At 67.9% G+C, this 24,857-nt stretch carries 21 protein-coding genes, 1 tRNA gene and 2 pseudogenes; 3 read left to right on the plus strand and 21 right to left on the minus strand.

The genetic code is table 11. The features are described from left to right. Window positions 1-3: 3 nt before the first annotated feature. Window positions 4-1,668 (minus strand): energy-dependent translational throttle protein EttA, encoded by a 1,665-nt coding sequence (ettA, locus tag OHA55_RS08660; protein WP_266704384.1) that lies wholly within the window; start codon window positions 1,666-1,668, stop codon window positions 4-6. 528 nt (window positions 1,669-2,196) lie between these two features. On the opposite strand from ettA, the gene OHA55_RS08665 reads away from it, so the two are divergent. Then, entirely contained in the window at window positions 2,197-3,129 is a 933-nt protein-coding gene (locus OHA55_RS08665) for a hypothetical protein (protein WP_266704385.1), read from the plus strand. Between the two features lie 510 nt (window positions 3,130-3,639). Here the strand turns inward: OHA55_RS08665 and OHA55_RS08670 are convergent. The 4 genes from OHA55_RS08670 to OHA55_RS08685 all read right to left on the minus strand — a co-directional run bounded on the left by OHA55_RS08670 (window position 3,640) and on the right by OHA55_RS08685 (window position 10,288). Next, complete coding sequence (locus OHA55_RS08670; protein WP_266710488.1) at window positions 3,640-5,064, minus strand: Cys-Gln thioester bond-forming surface protein; 1,425 nt, start codon at window positions 5,062-5,064, stop codon at window positions 3,640-3,642. Between the two features lie 338 nt (window positions 5,065-5,402). Next, complete coding sequence (locus tag OHA55_RS08675; protein WP_266704386.1) at window positions 5,403-6,023, minus strand: single-stranded DNA-binding protein; 621 nt, start codon at window positions 6,021-6,023, stop codon at window positions 5,403-5,405. A 213-nt stretch (window positions 6,024-6,236) separates the two neighbouring features. Then, on the minus strand, window positions 6,237-8,645 hold the full coding sequence (locus OHA55_RS08680; protein ID WP_266704388.1) for a YfjP family GTPase: 2,409 nt from the start codon (window positions 8,643-8,645) through the stop codon (window positions 6,237-6,239). Then, window positions 8,642-10,288, minus strand: a complete 1,647-nt coding sequence (locus OHA55_RS08685; RefSeq protein WP_266704390.1) for an ATP-binding protein — start codon at window positions 10,286-10,288, stop codon at window positions 8,642-8,644. Before OHA55_RS08685 ends, OHA55_RS08680 begins: the two co-directional genes overlap by 4 nt. 316 nt (window positions 10,289-10,604) lie before the next feature. Between OHA55_RS08685 and OHA55_RS08690 the strand changes: the two genes are divergently transcribed. Next, a tRNA-Arg gene (locus OHA55_RS08690) sits at window positions 10,605-10,677 on the plus strand. Between the two features lie 176 nt (window positions 10,678-10,853). Here OHA55_RS08690 and OHA55_RS08695 read toward each other — a convergent pair. The 11 genes and pseudogenes from OHA55_RS08695 to OHA55_RS08745 form a co-directional block, all read right to left on the minus strand. Next, window positions 10,854-12,248 carry a tyrosine-type recombinase/integrase gene (locus tag OHA55_RS08695; protein ID WP_266704392.1) on the minus strand — a complete coding sequence of 465 codons (1,395 nt, stop codon included), beginning with the start codon at window positions 12,246-12,248 and terminating at the stop codon, window positions 10,854-10,856. Then, the gene (locus OHA55_RS08700; RefSeq protein ID WP_266704394.1) at window positions 12,248-12,448 is read right to left on the minus strand and encodes an AlpA family transcriptional regulator; all 201 of its coding nucleotides are present in this window, start codon (window positions 12,446-12,448) and stop codon (window positions 12,248-12,250) included. The genes OHA55_RS08695 and OHA55_RS08700 overlap by 1 nt, the downstream gene beginning before the upstream one ends. Next, window positions 12,445-13,850: pseudogene (repSA, locus tag OHA55_RS08705) on the minus strand (replication initiator protein RepSA). Before repSA ends, OHA55_RS08700 begins: the two are co-directional and overlap by 4 nt. A 112-nt stretch (window positions 13,851-13,962) precedes the next feature. Then, window positions 13,963-14,283 (minus strand): SpdD-like protein, encoded by a 321-nt coding sequence (locus tag OHA55_RS08710; protein ID WP_266704396.1) that lies wholly within the window; start codon window positions 14,281-14,283, stop codon window positions 13,963-13,965. Window positions 14,284-14,304: 21 nt separating this feature from the next. Next, window positions 14,305-14,460 carry a hypothetical protein gene (locus tag OHA55_RS08715; RefSeq protein WP_266704398.1) on the minus strand — a complete coding sequence of 52 codons (156 nt, stop codon included), beginning with the start codon at window positions 14,458-14,460 and terminating at the stop codon, window positions 14,305-14,307. 12 nt (window positions 14,461-14,472) lie between these two features. Next, complete coding sequence (locus tag OHA55_RS08720) at window positions 14,473-14,664, minus strand: mobile element transfer protein (protein WP_266704400.1); 192 nt, start codon at window positions 14,662-14,664, stop codon at window positions 14,473-14,475. A gap of 19 nt (window positions 14,665-14,683) precedes the next feature. Continuing rightward, complete coding sequence (locus OHA55_RS08725) at window positions 14,684-15,352, minus strand: DUF2637 domain-containing protein (protein ID WP_266704401.1); 669 nt, start codon at window positions 15,350-15,352, stop codon at window positions 14,684-14,686. After that, entirely contained in the window at window positions 15,352-15,549 is a 198-nt protein-coding gene (locus OHA55_RS08730; RefSeq protein WP_266704402.1) for a hypothetical protein, read from the minus strand. The genes OHA55_RS08725 and OHA55_RS08730 overlap by 1 nt, the downstream gene beginning before the upstream one ends. A 108-nt stretch (window positions 15,550-15,657) precedes the next feature. Continuing rightward, window positions 15,658-17,016 carry an FtsK/SpoIIIE domain-containing protein gene (locus tag OHA55_RS08735; protein ID WP_266704404.1) on the minus strand — a complete coding sequence of 453 codons (1,359 nt, stop codon included), beginning with the start codon at window positions 17,014-17,016 and terminating at the stop codon, window positions 15,658-15,660. A 2-nt stretch (window positions 17,017-17,018) separates the two neighbouring features. Continuing rightward, the gene (locus OHA55_RS08740) at window positions 17,019-17,375 is read right to left on the minus strand and encodes a hypothetical protein (RefSeq protein ID WP_266704406.1); all 357 of its coding nucleotides are present in this window, start codon (window positions 17,373-17,375) and stop codon (window positions 17,019-17,021) included. Between the two features lie 139 nt (window positions 17,376-17,514). After that, window positions 17,515-18,294 carry a GntR family transcriptional regulator gene (locus OHA55_RS08745; protein ID WP_266704408.1) on the minus strand — a complete coding sequence of 260 codons (780 nt, stop codon included), beginning with the start codon at window positions 18,292-18,294 and terminating at the stop codon, window positions 17,515-17,517. Between the two features lie 18 nt (window positions 18,295-18,312). Here OHA55_RS08745 and OHA55_RS08750 point away from each other — a divergent pair, with 18 nt between their 5' ends. Further along, the gene (locus OHA55_RS08750) at window positions 18,313-18,777 is read left to right on the plus strand and encodes an NUDIX hydrolase (RefSeq protein WP_266704410.1); all 465 of its coding nucleotides are present in this window, start codon (window positions 18,313-18,315) and stop codon (window positions 18,775-18,777) included. A 445-nt stretch (window positions 18,778-19,222) separates the two neighbouring features. Here the strand turns inward: OHA55_RS08750 and OHA55_RS08755 are convergent, their stop codons facing one another. The 5 genes and pseudogenes from OHA55_RS08755 to OHA55_RS08780 form a co-directional block, all read right to left on the minus strand. Beyond that, complete coding sequence (locus OHA55_RS08755) at window positions 19,223-19,390, minus strand: hypothetical protein (RefSeq protein WP_266704412.1); 168 nt, start codon at window positions 19,388-19,390, stop codon at window positions 19,223-19,225. A gap of 341 nt (window positions 19,391-19,731) precedes the next feature. Continuing rightward, entirely contained in the window at window positions 19,732-21,051 is a 1,320-nt protein-coding gene (locus tag OHA55_RS08760; RefSeq protein WP_266704414.1) for a hypothetical protein, read from the minus strand. Window positions 21,052-21,110: 59 nt separating this feature from the next. Beyond that, window positions 21,111-22,289, minus strand: coding sequence for a protein kinase family protein (locus tag OHA55_RS08765; protein WP_266704416.1), 1,179 nt, complete (start codon window positions 22,287-22,289; stop codon window positions 21,111-21,113). Between the two features lie 430 nt (window positions 22,290-22,719). Next, window positions 22,720-23,308 (minus strand): annotated as a pseudogene (locus OHA55_RS08770) (transposase family protein). 820 nt (window positions 23,309-24,128) lie between these two features. Beyond that, complete coding sequence (locus tag OHA55_RS08780; RefSeq protein ID WP_266704420.1) at window positions 24,129-24,851, minus strand: GntR family transcriptional regulator; 723 nt, start codon at window positions 24,849-24,851, stop codon at window positions 24,129-24,131. Between the last annotated feature and the right edge of the window lie 6 nt (window positions 24,852-24,857).

Genomic DNA, 24,857 nt, shown 5'->3' on the forward strand with positions numbered 1-24,857 from the left:
TGATCAGCCCCGGGTGAGCTTCTTGTACGTGGCGCGGTGCGGGCGGGCCGCGTCCGCGCCGAGGCGCTCGACCTTGTTCTTCTCGTACGACTCGAAGTTGCCCTCGAACCAGTACCACTTGGAGTCGCCCTCGTACGCCAGGATGTGCGTGGCGACGCGGTCCAGGAACCAGCGGTCGTGGGAGATGACCACAGCGGCGCCAGGGAACTCCAGCAGGGCGTTCTCCAGCGACGACAGGGTCTCGACGTCCAGGTCGTTGGTGGGCTCGTCGAGGAGCAGCAGGTTGCCGCCCTCCTTGAGCGTCAGCGCCAGGTTCAGGCGGTTGCGCTCACCACCGGAGAGGACACCGGCCGGCTTCTGCTGGTCCGGGCCCTTGAAGCCGAACGCGGAGACGTACGCCCGCGAGGGCATCTCGACCTGGCCGACGTTGATGTAGTCCAGCTCGTCCGAGACGACGGCCCAGAGGGTCTTCTTCGGGTCGATGTTGGCGCGGGACTGGTCGACGTACGAGATCTTGACCGTCTCGCCGATCTTGACCGTGCCGGAGTCCGGCGTCTCCAGGCCCTGGAGCATCTTGAACAGCGTGGTCTTGCCCGCGCCGTTCGGACCGATGATGCCGACGATGCCGTTGCGCGGCAGCGTGAACGACAGGTCGTCGATCAGGACCTTGTCGCCGAAGGCCTTCGAGAGGTGCTCGACCTCGACGACGATGGAACCGAGGCGCGGGCCCGGCGGGATCTGGATCTCCTCGAAGTCCAGCTTCCGCATCTTGTCGGCTTCGGCGGCCATCTCCTCGTAACGGGCGAGGCGGGCCTTGGACTTGGTCTGGCGGCCCTTGGCGTTGGACCGGACCCACTCCAGCTCTTCCTTGAGCCGCTTGGCGCGCTTCTCGTCCTTGCGGCCCTCGACCTTGAGGCGGGTGGCCTTCTTGTCGAGGTACGTGGAGTAGTTGCCCTCGTACGGGAGCGCGCGGCCGCGGTCCAGTTCGAGGATCCACTCGGCGACGTTGTTGAGGAAGTACCGGTCGTGGGTGACGGCGACGACCGCACCCGCGTACTTCGAGAGGTGCTGCTCCAGCCAGTTCACCGACTCGGCGTCGAGGTGGTTGGTGGGCTCGTCGAGGAGGAGCAGGTCCGGGGCCTCGATGAGCAGCTTGCAGAGCGCCACACGGCGCTTCTCGCCACCGGAGAGGTTGGTGACGGGCCAGTCGCCGGGCGGGCAGCCCAGGGCGTCCATGGCCTGCTCCAGCTGGGCGTCCAGGTCCCACGCGTTGGCGTGGTCCAGGTCCTCCTGGAGCTTGCCCATCTCGTCCAGCAGCGCGTCGGAGTAGTCGGTCGCCATGAGCTCGGCGACCTCGTTGAAGCGCTTCAGCTTGCCCATGACCTCGGCGGCGCCGTCCTGCACGTTCTGCAGGACGGTCTTCTCCTCGTCGAGCTTCGGCTCCTGCATGAGGATGCCGACGCTGAAGCCGGGCGAGAGGAAGGCATCACCGTTGGACGGCTGCTCCAGGCCGGCCATGATCTTCAGCACCGTGGACTTACCGGCGCCGTTGGGGCCTACGACACCGATCTTCGCGCCGGGCAGGAAGTTCAGGGTGACGTCGTCGAGAATCACCTTGTCGCCGTGCGCCTTGCGCGTCTTGCGCATGGTGTAGATGTACTCAGCCAAGAGAAACCGTCCGGCAGCAATAGGGGTGGGAGCAGATACACCCCATCTTGCCTGACGACAAGCCCACGGGGGAAACCCGTCCCACCCGGGGCCGCTGACCTGGGCGGCCGGGAGCGGGACACCGCGGATCGCCGCCGAGGCCGCCGAGCGTTCCGGGTCGGGACCTCGCCCACGGGTCCCGAGCCCCGCCGGGACTCGGGAGCACGCGCTCTGCACCCGGCAAGGCACCACAGGCCATCTGTACGACGCGCCGCAAGGCCGACTGGTGCCCCGCTCCGGGAGGACCGCCCTCTCTCCCCACCGTGATGCCTCGCCCCGATGCCCCCCCAAGAGGAGCTGCCCCCGGACCACACCCGTACGGACATTTTCATCCATAGGCCCCACAGGGCACGCAAAAGAACTTTCGGGCAAAATTTATTCCCTTTGCAAAATCCCGGCTCACATTCGCGCAACCAGGGATCGACGACCCCGGAATGCGTGACCGGATCGGTCCGGTGATCGCACGGGCCCGCACGCTAGAATCTTCCGGTGACTTCCGATTTCACCGTAGAGAACCTTATATCCACCGCCCGCACATACGCCCGGCAAACACTGGACGGCCCCGGGTTCCGATCCACTCCATACGAAGATGCATTCACGGCCTTGTCCGGGATCGTGCTGGAGCGTCTGGCGAAGGCAGCCCTGATGCGGCGCCACCCCGCCCTCGTCATGGACCTCACCGGTAAATCGTCATGGGAGACGCTCCTCAGCCTGACGGGGGTCGCACCGGGCGGCACAATCCGTACGGCTTCGCTGAAAGTAGCACTCGATCGACTCCGCCTGGCACCACTGAATGTCCCGCTCGGCGTAAAAGCGAAGGAGATCGACGACCTCGTCGAACTGCGCAACTCTTCCGCGCACGCGATCGGCAGCCTGACAGACCCATCCCTGGTGGGCGCGTACGTAAAGATCGTCGACTCCCTGCTGAACGATCTCGACGTGGCTCGCGCCACTTTCTGGATGGACTGCCTGCAAGCCGCCGACTACGCGAAAGCCGGGGCCGAGGCCCGCGAGCGCGAAAGAGTGAGAGCGCTGATCGACAAAGCGAGGAGCAGTTACCGAAGAGAATATCCCGACGATTCGCCCGACGCGAAAGAATACCACTACGAATGGTCCAAGAACCTGACGAAGTCGATTCCGGAATGGAGACTTCGCGACTGCCCAGCATGTGAGAATGTCGGGATAATGGAAGGCGTACTGTTCAAGCACCGAGTAAGCACTCCGGAGAGCGACGAGGAGTGGACGGTAATCCAGTTCGGACCTGGTTCTTTCCGATGCTCGTCCTGCTCGCTGCATCTGGACGACCAGGTGGAGGTCGAGTACGGCATCAGCAACATTCCGAACTGGACCGACATCTCCGAGGAAGAATTCGAGCGCATCGAGCCGAAGAGAGAACCGTCCAATGTCCTCGGGGACGTGTGAGCCCATCCCGCCGCCCACCGCCTGCTGACGGTCACCGCACGGTGGAACCGAGGCGCTCCCCGAGCCACCTGTACACCCCATGAGCTCGTACGGACCGCACGACGAAGCCGCCGCACCAGGGACGAACAGGTTGGCCGAGGGGCTCGGCACCGCTCAGCATTCACCGATCGCCGAGGCCCCGACGCGGGGCGCGTCGGGGCGCACCTTCCACCGGCTAAAAGGGCTGTCCCGTAATCCGTGGTGGATCAGTGCGCGGCATCGGATGCGGTGCATCGCAAGGCGGAGGAGCGTCCGCGTACTGGATGTATGCGGACGCTCCGACAACGCGGCGAGGTGCCGTAGCGGTCGTCGCGCACCCACCAGGGATTGCGGGACAGCCCTCAGACGTTTCACCCGCTCGCCCGGGCAGCAGCGGGAAGGCCCCGGTGTTTCCTGGATTCCAGGAAACACCGGGGCCTTCGGCACTTCGGGGCCGGCTACCGCGCACTACGCGCGGTCACGCCTCAGCGGTCACTGGGCGGCCGCGGCCGACTTCTTGCGGCGGAGGAAGAACACCGCACCGCCGCCGATGACGACGAGAGCGATGGCGACGCCCGCGATGACCGGGGTGGCGCTGGAGCCACCGGTGGCGGCGAGGTCGCCCTCACCACCGCCGGTCACGCTGGCGGCAGCGGTCGCGGCCGGGCTCGGCGAGGCACCGGTCTGCGTGTCGGTGCCCGTGTCGCCCGGAGCCGGGGTGGCCGCGGTGACGCAGTCGAGAACGCCCTTGAAGTTCTGCTTGAAGTCGTTGTCGACGCCGACGACCGTGATGTCGTACGCCTTGTCCTCACCGACGCCGACCGGCACGGTCTTCGAACCGCCGGCCTCGACGGTGTAGACGTCACCGCCGCCCGAGAACGTGAACTTGAACGGCTGGTCGCCGTTGTTGGTCACCGTGAACTCCACGGCGCCCTTGGTGCAGTCCTTCTTCGCGGTCACCGCGGGGACCGGGCCCTTGGCGGCCCAGTTGGCGGTGGCCTGCGCGGAGACGACGGACTCGCTGGAGCCGGCCAGGATCTGCGTCTGGCTCTTGCTCTCACCGACGAACACGCGGCCGACAGGCACCGAGGTGGTGGCCTGCACGGTGAGCGAGGCGGAACCGTCCGCGGCGCCCTTCGGCACGTCGAAGTAGAGCTCGGTGCCGTCGGTCGCCTTCGAGACGGGGTTGCCGTCCTTGTCGGTGATCTTGATGCCGCTGGCGACGGCGTCGGCCGGCGGAGCCACCGCGGCCTCGGCCGCGTCGGTGTGCACGGTGACCGGGCCGAGCAGGCCGCCGGCCTGACCGGAGACTGCCGCCGGGCTCAGCGTCAACGACGCCTGGGGCTCGGCGGAGTTCTGGGCCGCGCCTTCGAGGTAGTCCGCGAGCTTCTCGGCGTCCTTGTTCACCGCGGTGACGTCGGCGTTGTCCGAGAAGCGCCAGATGGCGACCTGGGTGCCCGCGGCAGCGGTGCCCGCGGTGAGCGACTTGGCGCCGGCCGCCTTCGCGAGCGAGGCGAGGTCGTCGACCTGCGGGTAGGAGTGCTCGAGGATCCAGCGGATCCGGCCGGCGTTGTCGTTCTTGCCGAGCGAGGACTCCGCCCAGGCAGTCTCCTTGTACTCCGCCTTGCCCTGGGTGGGGTTGTGGATGTCGATGCAGTACGTCTTCAGCGTGCCGCCACCGTCGACGGTCATCTCGAAGAGACCGGCGGACACCGGCTGGGTCCCCTTGTCCGTCTTGATCTCGGCGCCGTCGTACGTCTTCAGCCCGTTCAGGACGGCGATCGCGCCGCCCGGGTGCTGGGGTGCGGCGTCGTCGGCCGCCGCCGTGCCCGCGCCGGCGAGTGCGCCCGCCGCGACGAGGCCGGTGACCAGCGCGGTGGAGGCCAGGCGGGCAAGCCCGTTGCCCCGTCCCCGCAGCGGCCTGCGCGCGGCCGAACCGGCGCGGGGGGCCGTACCGGTCGCTATGTCGGAATCTTGAAGCGCTGAAATCTCAGAAAAAGCAGAAGTCACAGAATTCCCCTCCGGTGCGGGGCCCTCGCGCTCGGTGCGCGTGTGGGGAGTGCCCCGCCGACAGACTCAAGTGCCCATGAGTACGGGGGAATCCTATGGAGGACGACCGAAACCGCTCCCCCGTCTTGCTCTCGCACAACCATTCCGCATCGCAATCGTTATCACCGCCACTCCCGCCCCAGGGAGCACGGCGAAAACCATCAGCACCCCGTCACCACGTGCTCACCGAGCGCGTGTCGATGGTGTCAAGATGTCGACATGACGCCTACAGGCCCTTTCTGACGGACCGTCGGGACACGTGCCCCTCCCCCGACGCGCGGCGCCCCGTCCGGCCTCGTGCGGGCCGCCGCCGCCCCCACGGGCTCCGTATCCCAGGAAGGTCCGTCACCTGCGGGTTCGCTCGCGAAAACCGGACTGCCCGCGTCCTCTCCCTCCGGCCCCGGAACCGGCGTTCTCCCCGGCTCTCCGCCCGGGCCCGCCCCCGTCTCCGTACCGAACGGCGACTCGCGCCGCACCGCCCGCCGGAAGGCCGCGGAGCCCCGGCTCAGGTCGTGCCCCACCGCCACCGCTTCGACATCCACGAACGTCCGTCGTGAGCCCTCGCGTTCTTCCTCGCGGACCTTCAGCCGGCCGTGCACCAGCAGAGGTTCGCCCACGGAGACCGAGGCCGCCACGTTCGAGGCGAGCCCCCGCCAGGCCCACACCGTGTAGAAGCTCGTGTGCCCGTCGGCCCAGAGCTGTCTCTCCCGGTCCCAGCGGCGCGGCGTCACCGCGAGGCGGAACCGCGCCATCCCGCCCGAGGCCGTCTCCCGGAAGTCCACCCCCGTAGCGGCATTGCCGACCAACGTCACCAAGGTCTCGTTCATGTGCTGTCCCCCGTGGTCCATTTCCCGGCTGCTCCCCCTGCGCGAGCAGTCCTCTTCCCGGCCCCGGCCCGGACGCGGGAAGAGCCCCGCGCACCGGTGGGTACGCGAGGCTCTTCCCCCGCTCCCCCGTGCCGTCCCCACCCGGTCCGTGTGCGGGCCGGTGCGAGGACTCCATGCTGGACGAGGTGCGGCGATCCTGCCGGGGCCTGTGGATTACCGGCCGGTTGTGGACAACTCCGTCACCGCCCCGTACCTCTCCCGCACTTCGCGGTAGCGGGCGATCTCGGCGGCCACCGGATCGAGGACCCTGGCGCGCCCGCATCCGGCCGCCGCGTCGCGCAGCCGCCGCTCGACCTCCTGCCCGTACCGTCGGGCCGGCCCCCGTGCGGCGGCCGCGCACGCCCACTCCACCAGCGGTCCGCCGACGATTCCGGCGAGCATCACGAGCGCGGGAACGATCAGTCCCGGTTCCAGTACCCCGGCGATCTGGCCGACCAGCCAGAGCCCGCCGAAGATCTGCAACAGGGTCATGGACGCCTGGACCACCACCGCGGCCGGCCACCACTTGGGGCGCGGCGGCTTGGCCGGGCGGCTCTGCTGAACGGGCCCACTCCCCACGCCCCCGGCCCCCGCGACGACCGCGATGCCGGTCTCCGCACCAGGCCCTCGGGTCCGCCGCCGCCCCAACCGGCCGAGCGCGCGCGTGCGTCCGGCTCCGCCCGGCCGGTCGGACCGGTCCACTGCACCCCGACCGTCTCCGAAGACTCCGGTACCGCTTTCCGCACCGCTGCCGCCGCCCCTTCGGCCACGGGCGATTGCGGGGGCGGCCGAACCGGCGCTCTCCGCCAGTTGGTCCAGCGCCTCGGACAGCCCCTTCGCCCCGTTGTACGCGGCCTCGCGCACGGCCTGGGCCCATGGGTCCGGGAGCCCTCCGGCAGCGTCGTCGGCCACGACCCGTACCGCCTGCTCGACCCGCTGCCGCGCGGTCGCTTCCTCCTCCTCGCGCGGCGGGGCCGAGACCTGACCGATCCGCTCCAGGCCACCGAGCCTGCGCGTCGACTCGTACCAACGCCAGAGCCGCAGCCACGGAGTGCCACAGGCCCGGCCCGCGTTCCGGCGCCACTCCCGTTCGGCCGCCTGTCCGGCCGCCGAGGCGCCGACCGCGTCGGCGAGCCGGTCGGTGAACTCCTCCCGCGCCCCTTCGCCGAGACCGGGCCGCCCGTCGGCGACGTACACCGGGCGCAACCGGGCGGCGGCGGCGTCCACGTCGGCGGAGAGCCTGCGCTGCGCGGCCGTACGTTCCTGTACGAACTTGCCCAGCAGCTCGCGCAGTTCGCCGACCCCTTCGCCGGTGAGGGCGGAGAGGGCGAGCACGGTGGCGCCGGGGTCGCCGTGTTCGCCGACCGCCATGCCGTCCTCGTCGAGCAGTCGGCGCAGGTCGTCGAGGACCAGGTCGGCGGCCTCGCCGGGCAGCCGGTCGATCTGGTTGAGCACGACGAAACTGACTTCGGCGTGGCCGGCGAGCGGTCTCAGATAGCGCTCGTGCAGGGCCGCGTCGCCGTACTTCTCCGGGTCCACGACCCAGACCACCGCGTCCACCAGGGCGAGGACCCGGTCCACCTGCTCGCGGTGTCCGGCGGCCGCCGAGTCGTGGTCGGGGAGGTCGACCAGGACGAGCCCCTGGAGCGACGGGTCGGCCGCCGCCGAGCCCGCCTGCGGCCGGCGGCGGAGCCGGCCCGGGATCGCCAGGCGGTCGAGGAGGCCCGCCGCCCCGTCGGTCCAACTGCACGCGATCGGGGAGGAGGTGGTGGGCCGGCGCACCCCGGTGTCGGAGATCTGGGCTCCGGCGAGGGCGTTGAACAGGGAGGACTTCCCGCTGCCCGTCGCGCCGGCGAGGGCGACCACGGTATGCCGGGAGGAGAGCCGCTGCCGTGCGGCGGACTCTTCGAGGACCCGGCCCGCCTCGGCGAGGGTCCCCTGGTCGAGGCGGGCGCGGGAGAGACCGACCAGCTCGCGCAGCGCTTCGAGCCGGGGCCGGAGCGTGCCGCCGGACGGTACGTACGCCTCCACCTCGGGCCCCGGTTCGTCCGCCGGCACCGCCGGTTCACGCTCGTGGCCCTTGCTCCGGAAGGCCGCGGCCCGGCGCGCGATCAGCCCGTCGTCCCAGTGCGAGGGCACGCCCGCCGGGGTGACGGCGGTGTCCTGCGGGTCCAGCTCACCGGCTGCCCCGGACCCGTCCGGTCCGTCCGCCCCCCGCGCGGGTCCCGCCCCGCCGTCCGGCGCCCCGTCCCCCGGTGCGCCCACCAGCACGTCCGCCGGTCCGTCCACCGGCGCGGATGCCTCCGCGTCCCGGCCCGTACGCGCGGCTCCCGGAACCTTCGGGTCGGCGACGGCGAGCGGTTCACCGTGAGAGTCCCCGCGGCTCTCGCTACGGGCCTCACCGCGGGAGTCGGGACCGGGGCCACCCGCCCCCTCCGGAGCCTCCGCCCCGGCCCCCGTGCGGTCCCGGTCCGCCTCCGTGTCCCCCCGCCCCTGATCGCCCGGCTCGTCCCGGCCCCGGTCGCCGGGCTCTTCCCGGCCCCGATCGCCCTGTTCCCGGTCCTGATCCACGACGGCAGTCATCGCTGCCTCCTCTCCCTCTGCAGCACGGACAGTGCGGCGATCAGCTCTGCTTGCGGTTCGGGGGCGATGTCGAGCGCGTCGAGCTGGGCGAGCCGCCGCTCCCGCTCGATCCTCAGCACCTGGTCCAGATAGCTGGTGAGCAGGGCACCGCCCTTGTCCCGCAGCCGCAGGGCCCCCTGGGCGCCGATGCGTTCGGCGAGCTGCTCCCCGGCGCTGCGGGCGCGCCGCCCGCCGAGCAGGGCGGCGGCGAGCAGCGCGGCGACGGTCTCCGGGTCCGGCGCGACACTGCGGTCGAGCCGGCCCACCTCCTCCTCGGCCAGCTCCTCGACGACCCGCCGCCACCGGCGTACCGCCACGGCGATCCGGCCCTCGACGTCCTCGGTCGGGCCCCAGCCGCCGCCGTCCCGGCCCGCGCTCTCGAAGCGGAAGGCCGCAGCGGCCGGATCGCGCCGCCAGGCCGTACGGATCTTCTCGTCGGCGGCGGCGACGGCGCACTGGATGAGCGCGACCAGGCTCTCCACCAGCGCTTCCAGCACCTCGCAGGCCGAACTGTCCAGCGGGTACCCGCGCCAGCGCGTCCGGGCGTCCCCCGCCAGTACGGCCCCGTTCCCGAGCCTGCGGCGGATGCGCTCGGCCTCCCTCTCGTACGCGTCCTCGACCGCGCCGGTGAGCCGGACGGCGGCCGCGTACTGCTGCGCCACGGCCCCGGCGAGGGCGGGCATCCGCACGTTCAGCGACTCGATGACCCCGGACGCCGTACGCCCCACCGCCTGCTGGCGGGCGGCGGGGTCCTGGGCCCGGTGGGTGAGCCAGGCGCGCAGCGGGGCGACGGCGGTGGTGGGCAGCAGCCCACTGGCGCCGCCGGCCGACTCGGGCAGCTCGGGGATGGTGAAGCGCGGTACGTCCCCGAGCCCGGCCCGGGTCATCAGCGCCGCGTACTGCCGGGACACCTCCCCCACCACCTGGTGCGGCACCCGGTCGAGCACGCTGACCAGCGAGGCGTCGTACTCCTTCGCCGTACGCAGCATGTGCCAGGGCACCGCGTCGGCGTACCGGGACGCCGTGGTCACCATCACCCACACGTCGGCCGCGCAGATGAGTTCGGCGGCGAGGACCCGGTTGCGTTCGACGAGCGAGTCGATGTCGGGGGCGTCGAGCAGCGCGAGCCCGCGCGGCAGGCTCATCGCCGTCTCGATCCGCAGCTCCTGGGCGGCACCCCTGGCCCGCCCGACACCCACCTCCTCGATCCCGTCCGCCCCGACCCCGCGCCCCGGCGGCAGCCAGACCCGGATCAGCTCCGGCAGCACGCGTACGTCCGCGAACCAGTGGTGGTCGTCCGGGTGGCACACCAGCACCGGCGTCCGGGTCGTCGGCCGCAGCACCCCCGCCTCGCTGACCCGGCACCCGACGAGCGAGTTGACCAACGTGGACTTCCCCGCCCCCGTGGACCCGCCGATCACCGCGAGCAACGGCGCCTCGGGCGCCCGCAGCCGGGGCAGCAGGTAGTCGTCGAGCTGGGCGAGGAGTTCGGCCCTGGTCTGCCGGGCCCGTTCCGATCCGGGGAGCGGTAGTGGAAGACGCACGGCAGCGACACGGTCGCGCAGGGCGGAGAGTGCGTCGATGAGCTGAGGCCGTACATCCATGGTCACCACATGCGAAGAATGCCCGCTTTTGGCGCCTTTTTGAAGCGTATGGCCACCCGTGCGCGGCGGTTCCACCCCGAGAGCAGGGGGGACCCGCACAGCGCGGGCATAACGACTGCACAACACCCGCGCGATCCGGCCCGAAAACCGGTGCGCGATCCGCACCCAGCTGCGATTATCGGTTCGCTTCACCGAACCTCCACAAGGTGCCACGCAGGCGAAGCAACCGGGACACCGCGACAAGAGCCCTATCCTTGTCCCGGCACGGCCAGGAACTCCCCCACGCGGGACTCCCGTCCGCCACGGCCCACACCCGGCCCCCGTAGCTCAGTGGATAGAGCAGGCGCCTTCTAAGCGCTTGGCCGCAGGTTCGAGTCCTGCCGGGGGCACTGTCGAGAGCCCTCCCCATCGGGAGGGCTTTTCGCTGGTCAGGCGGGTTTCGGTGGGGTCGGCGAAGCCCCGGACCCTCCCCCGATGATCAAGGAAAAGTCCGGGGCCGTACGGCTGTCAACGGGGTCCTGCGGGTGGCTGTGCCGAATACGTGCCGAAGTTTTCGGCTGTCCCGTCAGCCTGCGGGCGGCGGCTCCGGGAGGTCTCCCGCAGCTTCGAGCCGCCTCTTGAGATCGGGAAGTTGTCCGTCGACGCATCGCGCGTAGGTGGCCAGAAGGACCGGAACGCTGTTGCCCGCCCAGTCCGCGACCTGGGCCGGCGGAACGCCGTCATTCAGCCACTTCGTCAGGCGCGTGTGCCGGTTGTCGTACACCCGCCGTCCGGTGGGCGATTCGAGGACGTGCGGAGCCAACACCGCCTCGCGCGCACTGCGCCAGGCCCGCCGGATCACCGAGCCCGCTAGGACTCCGCCGGTCTCACCCTGGAAGAGAAGATCACCGGGCTGGAGGGCTTCGTCCGCGATGTGCTGACGGAGGACCCGCGTCAGGGCGGGGTGTCCCGGTACGGTGCGGGTCTCCCCCTCCGCGCGGCCCTTGAGGTCGCGTTCCTCGTGGATCTTGCCGGTGTCGGTCCACTGCTTGCCCACCTCCGGGGTCGCCGTGTGGATCAGCAGTTCACACCACTGGTCCGCGACACCCAGCGCGGGTAGCGACACGTCCTTGCCCCGCATGGCCACGGCTTCCTCAGGGCGCAGACCGCAGTAGTACAGCGTCACGAAGAACGCGTGCAGCCGCTTGCCTCCGCGAGGCCGTCGCCGTATCCAGTCGAGCAGGGCCGCCGCCTGATCGGGGTTCATCAGCGACCGCTTGTCCACGGCGTTCGTGGTCTTGGCGACGGCCGTCGCCTCCTTCCCCTTGGGGAGCGGGTTGGTCCGCAGAACGCGCCGGCGGATCGCGTGCTTCATGACGACGTTGAGGATGCGGCGGTGACGCTTGCGGGACCAGGCGGCGGCCTGCTTGCCGTCGAGGCGCGTGTCGATGGCTCGTAGAACCTCATCCACCTTGCCAGGGTCTTCCCAGGTCGAGACGGGCAGCGAGTTCCGCTCCACCCAACGAAGGATGGTCGCCACGTCCTCAGGGGCCGTGCCCCGCCGGTTCGCGTTGAACGCCCACTCACGGAGTGCGGTCCGCACCGCCACCGGCTCGAACTGGGCAGGCCGGGCACGAAGAAGCGCGATGGTGGTCGCGGTCAGCGTCTTCGCGAGGTTCTTCCGGCTGTTGCCGCCGAGTTGGGTCCAGCGCGCGTCCACGTACTCGACGGCGAAGGCGTACCAGCTCACGGCGGCGGACTTCGAGCGGTGCGAGACCGGCAGGCCGGTCCCGATGACGAACGCCTCACCCTTGCCCGTCGCCGTGATGAGTCCGGAACGGAAGCCCTCGGCGAGCGCGACCGTGTCGAACTGCTCGCGCCAGCGCTTTCCGGCTACCTCCCACCGCACCGTGTAACTGGACTTCCGGGTGCCCTTGTAGACGTAGATCTTGTAGACCTTGACGTCGTACGTCGTCTCCATCAGGCGGCGTCCTCACGGTCGTCCAACCAGTGGTCGAGGTCGAGCCGCCGAATCCTCAGGTCACCGTTCGGGAGCTTGATGCAGCGGGGCGCCCGGTGCTTGGCACGCCAGTCGTAGAACGTCGAGCGCGAGACGGCCAGTTCTTCACAGACCTCGGCCAGGGTGAGCAGCGCAGTGCGGGAGCGAACGGCGGTGGTCATGACCGGGTCCCTTCGCTCCGGAGGGCGTCGCGGGCGGTCTCCCGGTTGAGCTGGAGGTCCCGGGCGATGGTGGCGGCGAGGGCGGCTTCGCCCGGGGTGTGACCGTGGCCGGCGTACTGCCAGTCGGTCAGGACGAGGACGGTGTCCGGCTCCCGGTCGTCGAGGTCGAGGACGGGTGCTTCCTGAGCGGCGCGGTAGTCGGCGCGAGCCTGACGGAGGGCGCCGAGGGTGGTCGAGTACGTGCCGACTTGGACGAGAAGTGCCCGCGGAAGCCGAGCATGTGCGCCCACGCCCAGATGCGCCGGTCCGGGTAGAGCGGGTCCAGATCGCGGCAGGCGACGATGAGGCGTCGGGCGTGGTCCGGGACTCCGTAGCGGTCGAGTTCGGAGAGTTCGCCGATGCGGCGGTCCAGGGTGCCGGTGTTCTCCGCGGCTTTGGTCGCGTACTTGGCCACGTACGAGGCGACGGCCTGTTCGCTGAGGTCGGAGCCGCCGTCGAAGGCTTTCACCGGGCGCACGTCGAGCTGTCGGCCCCATCGGAAGGTACGGGCAGGCTGGTCGCCGGAAACGGGGACCGAGACCGAGGTGTACGTGTGCGCTGCTGCGGCACGTATCGCGTCGGTCAGGAGCGCGACCGTGGCCCACGCGGGCGGAGGCGTCCCCGGACCGGCCGGTCCGTCGAGGCGTATGACGGCGTGGAAGTGCAGGGCCCCGCGCTTCTGGAACTCGGCGACCTTGCCGTACGACAGACGGACGTGGGCGGCGAGTTCGCTTCGCGGCAGGCCGGCGCGGGCGGCGAGTTCGCGGCGGAGCCGGGTGGTGAAGCGTTGCCAGAGCTGTCCGGCGAGGTTGTTGAAGAGCACGGCGCCCGCGTAGTCGTAGGTGGCGGGGTCGAGGGCCGTACCCAGCTCCGGCGCGTTCACCGCGTGGTGGGTGCCGCAGCGGCAGGCGCCGAGATCGGGGCGGTTGTGGACAGGGCCGAACGAGGGAGCCGTGAGCGTGGCGAAGACGCGCGGGTGGTCGCGGACGCTCGCCGGGATGTCTCGGCGAGCGTCCCCGGCCAGCCCGGCGCGGATCAGGTGGTAGGTGTCGCCCGCGTACGTCCACGCGCAGGAGGGGCAGCGGGACGCGCGCCGGTTTCCGCAGGCGATGCGGAGGCGTCCGCCCGGTTCGCCCGCCGTGGAGTAGTGGTGCAGGCTCTCGCCGGTGTTCTTGTCCTTGTGGAGGGCCCAGCCGCTCAGGTGGATCGGGTCGGCGCAGCCGCCGGTGCGGCGGATCTGTTCCTCCCAGCGGTTGTAGCCGGGGTCCGAGGCGACCCGGAGCACGTCACCGAGGACGATCGGGTCGAGGGGTCGGACAGCTGTGGACGCATTCTTCGTCGTGGACGGGGCCCGCTGGGGCATGCTGAAGGTTCCTTCCGGTTGCGAGATCGGACGGGTACGGCTCCCGGGCGGCGGATGCTTGGCGGTATCAGAGCCGCCCGGGGCCGGTCAGACGTGGCAGGAAGCGTGCTGGTCAGCGCCGCTTGGTGCCGGGCGCGAGCAGGGAGCGCAGCACAACGGCGCAGACCGCGACCGAGGCGCCGGTGATGGCGACCGCGAGCAGCAGGGAAACGAGTACGGCCCCGAGGACCAGGACCACGGCCGTACCGGCGCCGACGAGGGCGAGCGCGCCGCCCGGGGTGATCTGGACGACCGGGCGGGCCGGCTGCGGGGCGACGGTGGGCACCGTGGGCAGGGCCGGGGCGCTCGGAGTGACGGTGGTCGGCTGGATGACGGCGGGCGGCGTGATCAACCCGGTGGGCTGCGGCATGGTCGGGACCTTGGGCTGGAACATGAGCGGGTCTCCTTTCGCGGGTTACTTGACGGCGGGGTCGATGACGGAGGCGAAGAGGCTGTCGGCGAGGAGGTAGCCGCCGAGGAGGAACACGCAGACCAGCCACCAGGGCGGGCGGACGAGCTTCACGCCGAGGTAGCCGACGACCACGAGGGCGAACCAGAGGGGGACATCCATGGGTGGTGCCTCCTAGCGGACGGTGCAGCGGTGGGTGCGGGCGGCGAGCTGGGCGGCGGTCCGGCTGGAGTAGTCGGCGGACCAGCCGCAGCGGTCGGCGGTGCAGACGGCGGCGTGCACGGTCCGGCCGTTGTGGTCGCGGTGGGTGCCGATCTGCACGGGGCCGATCCGCATCAGGGAGTGGAAGTTGTCGCGTGCGGGCATGGCGGTCTCTCCTTGCTGGTCAGGCCAGGTGGGCGGCGATGGCGGCGGCGAGGTGGGGCGGGACGCCGAGGCGGGAACGCAGGGTGTCGGTGTCGATCGGAGAGCCGGTGCGGTCGCGGTGCTCGTCGGCGACCTTGCGGGCATGATCGACCAGCGCGGCGGGAACGGGCGGCACCGGGGAGGGCTGGACGGGAGGGGCGGAGGCTTCGTCGTCCGGTACTGGCAGCGGGACGGCGTCAGCCGGGGGTACGGGGTCGCTGTCGACCGTGGTTTCGACGGTCACCGGGTCGGTGGCGGCGGCCGGCATCACCGGCGCCCGGTCCGTGGCCGAGTGGGCGAGGAGTGTGCCGCCGAGGAAGGCGAGCGCGGGCCATCCGGCGATGCCGAGGCGGAGCGGGGCGGGCGGGTCGGCCAGGTCGAGGAACCCGGCGGTGGCGATGTTGGCGCCCAGCGAGGCGACCAGCGCCACCAGGAACCAGCACCAGGCCAGTCGGGACGGCCCCTCGGCCCGGAGCCGCCGCCAGGCCGCGACAAGGAGGAGGTCGACGCTGACCGGGTAGGCCCACGCCTTCCAGCCGTCCTGCCCGGCAGCGGCGGCCAGGTCGTGCAGGTGGGCGAAGGACAGGGCCCCGGCGATCATGGCTTGGATCAACACCGCGTCGATCCGCAGACGAGGCCGGGCGCCCATCAGAAGCCCTCACACGGGCCGCTGTCGGGGTCGTAGCCCTCCGGGAGCCAGTCGATCGGCGCGACCAGCAGCGACGCGGCGAGGGACTGGCTGACGGTCTCCGCGAAGTCGAGGTCGGCGCCGGGGGTCTCGGCGTACAGGGCGGCTTGACCGAGCAGGCGCACGGTGCGGACGAAGTCCTCGCAGTCCGGGCACATGGTGGATCTCCCTCTCTGGGGCATGGCGGGGGTAGGGACCTGGCGCGAAGGCGGTCACGCCGACCGGGAAGGGTGGAGGAAGGCTCAGGCGGTGCGGGGCGGGAACGCTCAGGTGGTGGCGGTCGGCGAAGCGACGGCCGACGGCACGGGAGCCGAGGCGGGGACGGCGAGCGGGGGCCGGAAGGCTGCCAGTTCAGGCAGGTCCGGCGTCCGGTCGGCGTACCGGTTGCAGATGTTCACGGCCTGGCGCAGCGAGGTGTGCGGGGCGCGGATGCGATGCCACCCGCCGGATGAGTCGCCCGCTATGGCGACGCCCTGCTTGTCGGCCGGTATCTGGATGGCGGCGAGGACGGCGTCCGGCGAGATGTCGCCGAAGGCCATGTTGGCGGAGGTCTCGTCGTTGACGCGGTGGGCGGTACGGCCGGTGAGCTGGGCGCGGAGCATGGTGATGCCCTTGCCGAGTTCGGAGCCGAACCGCTGCCCGCAGATTTCGAGGTAGATGCCCGCGGCCCTGCCGAGCTGGGCGAGGCGGACAAGGGCGGTGATGATGCGGTCCCGCCGCTTCTCTTCTTCCTTGCTCGCGTACAGGGCGAGTTCGGCGACTTCATCGACCAGGACCACGACCGGAGTGGGGCGTAGGTCGTCGGGCAGGTCCCAGATGTCGGCGGCTATCTCCGCGTCCGGTAAGTCGGCGGTGATCCGCTGCTGGACGCGGATGAGTCGGTAGACGTCCGCCATCCGTTCGACGAGGGCGTCGAGGAGTTCGGCGGCGGCGTCCGGGTTGTCGGCCAGCGCGGAGAACCGGCGGGCCAGCGGGAACAGTTCGACCCCGCGCTTGCAGTCGATCCCTACGAGGGCGACGTCCATCGGGGCGAGGCCGGCGACCAGGTTGCGCTGGTAGACGGACTTCCCGGACTCCGTGGCCCCGAGCGTGAGGGCGTGGGGTATTGCCCGGTAGTCGCGGTAGTGCACCGCTCCGTCCTCCCGCAGCGCGACCGGCACGCGCATCGGCTGAGTGTCGAGCTTGGCCGGCATCTGCACCCGCTTCAGCACGTCGTAGCCGGTCATCCGCACTTCGACCACGCCGGACCGCAGTTCGCGCGAGGTCACGCCGTACATCGAGAACGAGTGGCGGAGCCGGTCCGAGGCGGCGGAGACGTCGAAGGCGTCCTGTCCGGGGCGGAGCTTGAGTCGCAGGACCAGGCCGGTACGGGTCGGCCGCAGCCGGAGGATGCGTGGTGGACGCGGCTCCGGCATCTCCCGGTTGGTGACCCGCGCCAGGGCGAGCCGCCACCGTGCGGGCGGAACGGTGAGCCCGCACGCGTCCATGACCGAGCCGTACCGGACCAGGACCCGCAGGGCGGCCAGGGTGGCCCCGAACGCCAGCCAGTACCAGGCGGGGCGCCGCCACCGCAGGAGGCCCGCGACGGCGACGACGAGCGCCAGGGCGACCATGAAGGTGGTCATGGTCAAGCCGCCTTGGACCCTGCGGAGGCGGCGGCGAGCGAGGTGACCGCGACGGCGCGGAACGCGATGCCGTGCCGCTTCTGGCCGTTGAAGTCGTTCTCCCAAGGCCGAGCGATGAGCCCCGTGAGCGCGACCGGCGACCCCATCACCAGATCACCGCTGATCCCGGTCTCCGGGACGGTGACGGACAGGATCTCGACTTCGTCGTTGGCCGCGAACATGACGTCGACCGTCATGAGCTTCGCTCCGGTCTCGGTGTCGGTGGCGATCTCGCCGGTACGGCGGTCCCGCAGCTTGACCTGCGGGGACTTGGCGACCATCACGACCGCGCTGGAGGTGTCGACGGGAATCTGACGCACAGCAGATCACTCCTCTATATGTGCTGCACTCCGTCACTCATGTACATGAGTGACATGAAGAAGAGTGCATCACTCCTATACATGAGTCAACCCGCCGCGAAGAAGAACTCACGACGGTTTGCGAGGAGTTGAGCGCGCGTCAGCTGTCAGCGGGGATGCGGTACTCGAAAACGAACTGGTCAGCGGCCATGAGGGTGTCGCACACCTCCACCACGAGCCCTGCGGCGGTACGAGCCTCACGGATCAGGTGGACCACCGGCGTACCCGGGCTGAGAGCGAGCTCCACCGCCTCCGCCTTCGAGGCCGGACGCGCTTGCAGCGTCTCGACGAACTCCGCGAACTCATGCCCGTGGTCTTCGAGTCGGGCGTAGATGCCACCGCCGCCGGGGTTCTCTGCGAACAGCTCCGGGATGTCCTTCACGACGTCCCAGGGAAGGTAGGACGTTGCGGTCTCGACCGGAGTGCCGTCTCGGAAGTAGAGGCGGCGACGGGCCAGCACCTGTTCGCCGGCGGGGACGCCCAGCCGCGCGGCGGCATCCTCGGGTGCTTCTGTGGGCCCGATGTAGAGGACGCTCACCTTGGCGGTGGCACCGGACTGAGCGGACTCCGCGAGGTAGGCAGCCTTACCGCCCTGCCGGAGCGAGCGCCGGAAACGGTCGGACGAACGATGCCGCACCGGTGGCCGGTTCTTCACAATCGAGCCCTTGCCGTGCCGGGTCTCCACCAGACCGCTCGCCCGCACTTCGACCATGGCCTTGCGGATCGTTCCGCCGGAGACGCCGTAGCGGTCGACCAGCTCGGATTCGCTCGGCACCATGTCTCCGGCTTTGAGAACCCCCGCCCGGATCTGCTGCACGATCTCATCCGCGATCTGCACGTACCGGGGGCCGGAACCGACCCCTCCCGCCGCAGTTCCCATAGTCCTTCTCTACCTCCTATGCTCCTCTACATGAGTCAATCACAGGAAGCGACCACCCCTCCCCTGCACTCCGTGTCCGTTGCCGGAGTAGTGGTGCGCGAGGACGGGCGACTCCTGGCGATCCGCAGAGCCGACAACGGCACCTGGGAACTCCCCGGCGGCATCCTCGAACTCCACGAGACCCCGGAGGCCGGCGTCACCCGCGAGGTCTTGGAGGAGACCGGCATCCACGTCGAGATCGACGAACTCACCGGCGTCTACAAGAACATGACCCGCGGCATCGTCGCCCTGGTCTTCCGCTGCAAGCCGTCCGGCGGCACCGAGCGCACGTCCAGCGAGACCACGGCCGTCTCCTGGCTCACCCCCGACGAGGTCACCGACCGCATGAGCGAGGCGTACGCGGTGCGGCTGCTGGACGCGTTGGACGGGAACGGGCCTCACGTCCGGAGCCACGACGGCAGGAACCTCATCCCAGCGGGATAAAACTTTCTCTACTTCATCAAGGCCCCCGGCTGCGCTCCGCTCCGCCGGGCGCGCTTCCCGGCTCTGGCCGCGCCCGCGCTCATGCCTCCGGCCCGCTCGGCGCGCCGCCGCCGACGCGCGCCCACAGTGGATAGACCGGGGATGGAATGAGCCGAGACCGGAGCCCGCGGCTTCAAGACATGCCTCCGGCGGGGGCGCTCCGGCACCGGGATGGGAGGGGCGCCGTTCGCGGGTGCCGGCCGGAGCGTGGTGAGCGTCGTGGTGGCTCCCATCCCGACCACCTCCGACCCAGGCAGAGCCGAGCAGTCGCGGCCCAGGGCGTCAAGGTCGTTCGTACAGTGGCGCGCTCCACCTTGACGCCCTGAACCACGACCGCTCCACGGTGTGTGGGTCGAAGGCGGACGGGATGGGAGCCGGGGTAGCGGTGGGATGACATCGGCGGCGATCAGCGCGTAGCGGGAGTGAAGCCCGGCTCAGCCAAGAGACCGATTTCGTAACCTCCGTCTCCGCGAACGAGCGAGTCCGAGTCCCAAGCCAACTCAACGTCATCCAGGCCGTAAGTTCGCACCAGGTAATCATAGTTACGCAGGGCGATGATGGTCTCCTCAGTCATGGGGAGATCGTAGTTCGCCCGTGCCTCCGTCGTGCCCGAACGACCGGGAAACGGCGGGGAACCACGGATAATGACTGGACAGACGCACGCGTACGTCCCGACATTAGCAACTCGCTGACTTGCATTTACCACCAGGGCATCTCTCAGGCAATAGGGCCTGGCCTGCACGTGGCCCACGCTTGACTATGTGACTAGCCCTGGATGCCACTTTGCCAACGCGGTAAGGAGGCCAGAGGCTGTGCGTCTGCGGCGGTGAACAGCTGCGGCCGCCGGCGGGCCGGGCTAAGACCGGAACAACGGTCTGCTCTGACAGTCAGCCGCTTCCTGTGCTGTCGGCGCCCTCAGAGCGGCTTCCCATGAAAGATGATGATCTGTTCGGCAGCGAATCTCATCAAGGGGATTTCACGTGACAGTTCGGTATCATGGGAAAAGGGTGCATATTTTGGCAGCTCGCCTTCCTTGGCGTGCACCAAAGAATTTCTTACTTTGTAGATTCGCTTGGCCATGGATGACAGCACCGATCCATCACCCGGACGCCCTAGGTCCAATTTTGGAGCACCAGCAAAGGCGACTTCGGTATTTCTGTAGTAGTCAACCAGGGTGTCATCATAGGAAGTTAGGTCGTCAACGAGTCGCGTCGTGTCGACAAACCTGTTGAGAACAAGCTGAAGGGCCCGCTGCTCATTCACCCCACCTTCATCTTTAACTTGACGCTGAGCCCGATTTACGATTTTAATGATGCCGTTCACATCACGGGCCCTACGCACTGAAAACGAGGGATCTGTAATTCCGCGCCTGACTTGCTCGATCAAGTCATCATTGAACACCTTGTCGAAATAGTGTTCGGCAATATGGTAGTAAGAAAGATACTCCAGGAGGGGAATTTCGGCAGCAACACCCATTAGGTAGTGATGGACGAGATCGGGTGTATAGGTCTGCCTCGGTGCATCGATGGACCCCAGTACACTTCTGCGAACTCTCTGCATTCGTCCGACCTCTAGAAGTGGGTTGATGCCGATCGTCGCAGCCATTCCCGTGTTGTATGCGATGTGAAAAAGGAGCGAGGTTGCCAGGTCTTCATAGTCGGCCCGAGGCTTGGCGGAGCTCACGCGAAGCGAAGTAACATCGAGAATCTCCCCAACAAGGCCGAGTATCGTGTCGTCTTTTCTGGACCCCTCCCCGAGGTTGGAACTTGTCGACAAAGCCCTTCTGAGTCGGTTTTTCAAAACACGCCATCTGGGGCCCTGCGCGATTTCTGCATTATTGGCTATGTAGCAGAGCAGGTACGCCGCAACCTCCTTGGAAGGGTAACCAACAGTAATGATCACCGGATTTTCGCTTTGCCCGATAAATTCAGCTTTCTCCAGATGCCTCTCAAGAGGGCTGTAAACGTTCAGTTGCGCAATAGTGAACTCCCCGCGATTGTGCCAATTAAAGGAACTGTGAGTGTTAGAGGTGACTTGAGAAAGGGAGTTAATCACCTCGTCTATTTCCTCGTCGGTTAGTGGTTCGATCGCGCGCACGTCCCCCCTGGAGACGGTCATCGCCGCCGGGGGAACGAGGAGTAGCCCTCTCCCTGATGTTTCCAGATTAGGCAAGACCATGGAGAGGCCCTTGAGCAAAGATTCCTTATTTACAATTTCCGCGACTGAAGAATTCAAGAAAACCTCTCATAGTGTCCACCGGAGCGGCAGCTTCGGAGGCGTGTAGCACTGTTACGTTAAGCAGGCGCATCAACGGGAGAAGGCGTCGCCTCAAGTCCTTCAACGTCAGCAATTAGTTCACGGACATTCTGATACCTATGGGAAATATCGTGCGCCGCGCATTTCTGCACTATCCGACTTAGCGTGTCCCCGCGAGACATGAGAGCCTCCCTTCCGCTAAATATATACGAAAGGACCCATCCGATTGAATGAATTTCATTACATGTGGCATACTCCTTAAAGTTCGCCAATAGTGGATCTCGGATTGTCCCTCGCATCTCCGTCTTCGTTCGCGTGAACTGAGAATTCCTGTCCTTCACGAGGCCAAAATCGGAGAGCTTAACCAGAACCGCTCCACCGTGGAAAGTTTTCACCAAGACATTTTGCAGGCTCACGTCGCGATGGAGAAGCCCTGCTCCATGGATGTAATTAATGCCGTACAAAAATTGGAGTGCAATTCTTTTTCGCGAAGAGAAATGCAACTTATTATTGCGCCTCCTGATGTACTCGCGAAGTGTTGAGTCGCAAAATTCCATCCTATACTCATTGCGAACTTCGTCATACTGATAGACCTCGACGATATACGGAAAGCTTAGGCGCTTGAGTATATTGAATTCCTGACGGAATCGATAAAGATCTCGATCATCGAGGTCTTTATTGGCCCGCTTGACTGCAAATTTAATCCCGTAGTCAGGGTCCGTGTAGGAGAATACCTTTGCATACGAGCCTTCGCCGATCAGCTGCAACCGGGCATTACTCTTGGATTTGACCAGTTTAATCTCTACATCCGGGCGAAACAGAATTGGCGCGTATTTGACTATATGGATTTGCCCGAAGGTGTCTGGAACAGCACTTCCCCCGCTAGGCATCAGCCACGATCTGCAGTCCTTTATCGCAGTCGCATAAGACTTCATAAGATCGACTGCAATCCCAGCACTCTCGAGGGATTCCACAAGTTCTTGCACCTCCTTGGTGAGGGCAATCATTTCCCTGCTCGGCTCGGCCCAATAGTGCCGGGTAGTTTCTGCCCGATCGTTGATCGATTCGAAGTGACCATTCAACCTCTGGTGAATGCTGGCAAAAGCCCGACCGAAGCGAGAATCGCTCTCATAAAGGCGAAGAAAAGCATTAGACACTTCCACACCTTCATATTTCTGTGAAAGGTCGTCCAACATGAGCTCGGTAGGGTCGGGCACTCCGCTCTCCTCACACAGTGACGGTCACCTCGGCTGTCGATACCGCAGACTAATACGAGATCGGGTGCATGGGGGCGGAAACCGGAGATAAAGGGACCCCGGCTGGAGTCATTGAAGATGCTGTGGGGCGTCTCCGCGCGACCACTGCCCCTACGCTCTGGTCGGATGGGAGGCCGTCTCGCGCTCCCCCGCTGCTCTTGGCACGCCGCGGCGGCGTCGACGAGGTAGGGAAGTTCTTGCCGCCGCCTGATCCGCTGGCCACGATCGAGCGATATCCATGGTGACCTGCATCCGCACGGGCGAACTGGGGCTGGGGCTGCTGTACAGCAGCCCCAGCCCCATAACCAGAGCAATCGCCCCACCCGCCACCGTCTCTCCGGCCCCTCGTAACGGCCGGTATGGCCGTAACTGAGCGTTTTCAGGGTTGGCTCTACAGGGTGCGGACGGCTTTGGCGACTGACGTCATGCGGTTCGGGCTGCATCGCGATCTTCTGAAGATTCGCCAAGACTTGAGTCGTGGCATAGCGCATTCGACGGGTGCTCGGGTCGTGGCCAGTGTGCGGTTGACGGTTCGTTCCGTCGGCGTCAGCAGGCCGTTGGGGGGCGCCTGCGTCCGGTGGTTCCCCAGGGGCCGGCGCCGGTGTAGGCGCGGGCGGCGAGGATGGGGACGCCCGTGCTCGGGCGAGTAGTCGGCCTGGACATCGCCCACGCGGTCGCACTCGGCGAGCAGCACGTACTCCGGGTCGGTCTCACGCAGGACCTTCAGCAGGCCCGGTGACCGGTCGGCCAGGAGGTCGAAGACCGCAGTGGTGTAGGCGTGGGCGGTGCCGACCGATATACCGAAGGCCGCAGTAATCTGGGCCGGGGTATCGTGCCTGCGCAGGTACACCAGAGCGACAAGCGTGCGCTTGTGCGGCGGAACTTTGTAGCTGCGGTCACCCTTTGCGGATGACGATGATCATCGTGACCCACTTGACCAGCACATGAGGCAGGTTGAGTGCCGCATGATAGGGAGACAATGAGGCGCCTGAGCTGCTGAGTTGGGACTTCGAACATCTCCCTCAACGGCCCGGGTGCCTCGTGCGTTGCCAGCCTCGACGCCGTCACCCGTTCGGTGGCACGCTGAGAAGACTCACTGACCGATCCGGCTAAAGCCACGGATCAGAAGGGTGATCGTGCGAGGAGTGGGCCGACACAGTGCGGTTCACTCATTCCGTCTGACTACCCGCCCGCACGTACCGATTGTGGCCAGCCGATACAGTTCGGAGCGTTTGCCCTTTGCCTGCGTGAGGACGACGGCAAGCGAGTCTGTCGCGGCGTGTGAGGTTGTCCCCAACCTCACGTCTGGTTGCAGTGGGCGGACCGCCCAGAGGATGCCCTGGAGCCCTGCCCACACCCGGAGCTCTTCGGTGATTCACATCAACATTTTTGGACAACTGCGATATTAAATCGAGATCGAAGCCCGCCAACTAGAAGATCCCCCAACTCTGATCGGTTGGGGGATCTTCTAGTTGGTGAGGGCGAGCCAGGATCAATACGAATGCGGCTCAGGTTCCGCGTATGAGTGACCTCGACTGACTGCCACACGAAGCACGCTTCTTAGCGTTCCGGTCAGTTCCCTGGCCAGGCGCCGCACGTCTTCCAAGCTGGCGTCACCATCGGCGAGGACTCCGGTTGCTCGCTTCAGCAGATCGGCAGACAGGCTGAGCTGCTCCGCCTCGATACCGTCCGCCAGTCGGGACATGTGACTGTGGCTGTCGTCAGTGCTGAGGTAACAGGGCTTCCCCTCCGGCCCCACCCAGGGCAGAAGACGTAGTTCGTTCTGTTCCATCATGGCTGCTACTGCCTCTCATTGGCGACGTGGTGGGTGATGAAGGTTGCGTCGGTGCGGTCTCCCGGGAAGGCCAGAAGTGCGGCTTCCACGACGCGGCCCGCGGAGTCGGTGGCGCTGCGCGTGATCGCGAGGACGGCCGCAGCTGGACTGATCCGCAGCGCCGAGACCTCGTCCGGGGTCGGAGGGCGGGCGCAGACCGTCTCGCGGACCTCGGCCGGCGATGAACTCAGGACAGCGAACCTCTTGGCCGTCTGCTCGTACGGAGACTCCTCTCCCCGGAGACCGGCGGGAGCCAGGTCGAAGGGGAGGTATATCCGGGCCAGGCCGAGCGGCGACGCTCCCTCGTGGCTGACGCAGAAAAACTCCGCGAGGGGGCTGCCCGTGGGCACGTCCAGCAGGCCGGCCAGAAGTCCGTGTGCTGGAACCGTGGCGGTGCGAACGGTGACTCGAAGCGAGGCGTCGGCAGCGGTCCACGGGTCGAACGTCCCCCATCCTCCGACGTACATGAACCTGCGCAGAGGACGGCGAACGAAGTTGCCTCGGCCGTGGAACTTGTCGATCAGCCCCTCCCCTTGGAGCACGGAGAGAGCACGCCGCAGAGTCCCCGTGCTCACCGCGTAGTGCGCGGCCAACGTCGGCTCGGAAGAGAGGCGTTCGCCGGGGCCGAGAAGGCCGGTGGTGATCTGTTGCCGTAGATCGTCGGCGATTTCGCGATGGCGGAAGGGCACCGTCCG

It is taken from the genome of Streptomyces sp. NBC_00102 (assembly GCF_026343115.1).
In the GTDB taxonomy this organism is placed as follows: Bacteria; Actinomycetota; Actinomycetes; order Streptomycetales; family Streptomycetaceae; genus Streptomyces.